Origin of the sequence: Streptomyces sp. NPDC057654 (assembly GCF_042800135.1) — a bacterium.
Taxonomy (GTDB): Bacteria; Actinomycetota; Actinomycetes; order Streptomycetales; family Streptomycetaceae; genus Streptomyces.
Genome location: NZ_JBHVHQ010001246.1, coordinates 1 through 1,809, shown reverse-complemented (window position 1 = coordinate 1,809; position 1,809 = coordinate 1). Strand labels below are relative to the sequence as shown.

The window sequence follows — 1,809 nt, the reverse complement described above, 5'->3', positions numbered from 1 at the left end:
TGCACCTGGCCGCACCTGATCGTCCCCTCCCCTACTTCCTGGAGTGTCCGTCTCATGACCGCTGTCGATGCCCGCCCGGCTACCAGCCCACGCCACGACCACGGCCGCCCCGCCCCGCCGTGACCACGCCCGGCCCACGCCCGTGACACCATCGAGGCGTGATCGACCTCGGCTACTCGCTCTCCTCCCGCTTCCCCGACCCGTCCCGTTTCGACTACCGGACGGCGGACGTGCGGGCGCTGCGCCACGACCTGTTCTGCGGAGACGTGTACCTCGCCGACACCAAGTCCGACCGTGAGCTCTCCACGGCCTGGGGCTGGGTCCCCGTGCTCGACTTCGCCTGGGCCCTTTGCGACATCCTGGAGCAGCTCGACCGCGACCCGCGCGGCAACCGCTCCGCGACCCCGCACTACGCCGAGCTGGACTTCACCGAGTCCACGGACCGCATGCTCTTCGAGCGGCGCTTCGGCTGGGTCGAGGTCACCGCCGACTGGGTTCCGGCGGACGAGGCGCCGCTCACCTTCAACCACCGCGCGCTGCGCCGCGAGGCCCGTGACTTCCTGCACGACCTGATCGCCGACCTCACCGACATGCACGAAGGACTCGGCGACAACCCGGTCGTATGGGACCTCCAGGCCCGTTTCCCGCGGAGCTGAGAACCCGCTCCACCAAGCACTCCGCGTCCCCTGCCCCAGGCGTCCTGCGCCGTCGGACCAGGGGTGTGCGCGGTGAGCACACCCCTGCCGCCGCGGAGTTTGCCAAGCTGTCGGCGACCCCGCGGGCGGCGGGCCGCCCCGGCCCCGCCCCTCCCTCACCGCATCGCTCTCATCGAGGAGACCTCATGCCGTACGTCACCGTGGGCCGCGAGAACAGCACCGACATCGACATCTACTACGAGGACCACGGGTCGGGACAGCCGGTTGTGCTGATCCACGGCTACCCGCTCGACGGCGACTCCTGGGAGCGGCAGACCAAGGCCCTCCTGGCGGCCGGTCACCGCGTCATCACCTACGACCGCCGCGGCTTCGGCAAGTCCGGCCGTCCCACTGCCGGTTACGACTACGACACCTTCGCCGCCGACCTCAACACCCTGATGGAAGCCCTGGACCTGACCGGCGCCGTGCTGGTCGGGTTCTCGATGGGCACGGGCGAAGTCGCCCGCTACCTCTCGACGTACGGCCCCGGCCGCGTGGCCAAAGCGGCCTTCCTGGCCTCTCTGGAGCCCTTCCTCCTCAAGACCGACGACAATCCCACCGGAGTCGACGGGAGCGTCTTCGAAACCATCCAGGAAGCCGTGGCCAAGGACCGCTACGCCTACTTCACCGAGTTCTACCGGGACTTCTACAACCTCGACGAGAACCTCGGCACCCGCATCAGCGACGAGGCGGTACGCGCCAGTTGGAACACGGCGGCCGGGGCCTCCCCCCACGCCTCCGGCGCCTGCGTCCCCACCTGGACGACCGACTTCCGCGGCGACGTGGCCAAGATCGACGTGCCGGCGCTCATCCTCCACGGTACGGGCGACCGCGTACTGCCCATAGACGCCACCGGCCGCCCCTTCCACCGGGCCCTGCCCCACGCCGACTACTTCGAGATCGAGGGCGCCCCGCACGGGCTCCTGTGGACACACGCCGAGGAAGTCAACGCCGCCCTGCTCGCCTTCCTCGCCAAGTAGCCGCTCCCGTAACCCCTCGCGTAATCCGTCACGCGACGAGGAGTCCGCCGCCGCCCGAGCCCTCGTTTCGTCGCGGCTCGTGGGGTGAAAGCCCGGAGCGCACGCCTGCGGACGCCCTTCTGCCGGGCATAGGG

The 1,809-nt window shown here is 70.2% G+C and carries 2 protein-coding genes; both read left to right on the top strand.

Annotation, left to right across the window (positions count from 1 at the left end):
• Positions 1 to 158: 158 nt before the first annotated feature.
• Positions 159 to 656: a hypothetical protein gene (locus ACFU99_RS42485; RefSeq protein WP_384403832.1), complete on the top strand. Its 498-nt coding sequence runs from the start codon at positions 159 to 161 to the stop codon at positions 654 to 656.
• 185 nt (positions 657 to 841) lie between these two features.
• A complete protein-coding gene (locus tag ACFU99_RS42480; protein WP_384403829.1) occupies positions 842 to 1,675 on the top strand; it encodes an alpha/beta fold hydrolase in 834 nt (277 codons plus the stop codon).
• Positions 1,676 to 1,809: the final 134 nt, after the last annotated feature.